This window comes from Bacillus sanguinis (assembly GCF_018332475.1).
GTDB classification, from domain to species: Bacteria; Bacillota; Bacilli; order Bacillales; family Bacillaceae_G; genus Bacillus_A; species Bacillus_A sanguinis.
The window spans coordinates 1-260 of record NZ_BOQB01000614.1; the positions used below are offsets into that span (position 1 = coordinate 1).

General features: G+C 50.4%; 1 protein-coding gene. It reads right to left on the reverse strand.

Going from position 1 to position 260, the window contains the following annotated elements; genetic code table 11:
- Positions 1-237, reverse strand: a 237-nt coding sequence (locus KI369_RS30005) for an ATP-binding cassette domain-containing protein (RefSeq protein WP_212959044.1), incomplete at its 3' end; no start/stop codon positions are given.
- Between the last annotated feature and the right edge of the window lie 23 nt (positions 238-260).

Sequence of the window (260 nt, forward strand, 5' to 3'; positions counted from 1 at the left end):
AAGAACATCTTCTCCCAACAGTGAAATCTGCCCCCGATGTACGCAATAACTGCCCATCGGTAGCAGACGCATAATCAGCATTGCGGTGACTGATTTACCTGAGCCGGATTCTCCCACCAGACCGACAATTTCACCGCGGTTAATCTGCAAGGACACATTGTTGAGCGCGTGAACATCACCGTTAAAACCGGGGAAACTCAAATGCAGTTGTTGGATGTCCAGAACGGGTTGGGTCATGACTGCTTTCCTCCTGCTTTCGG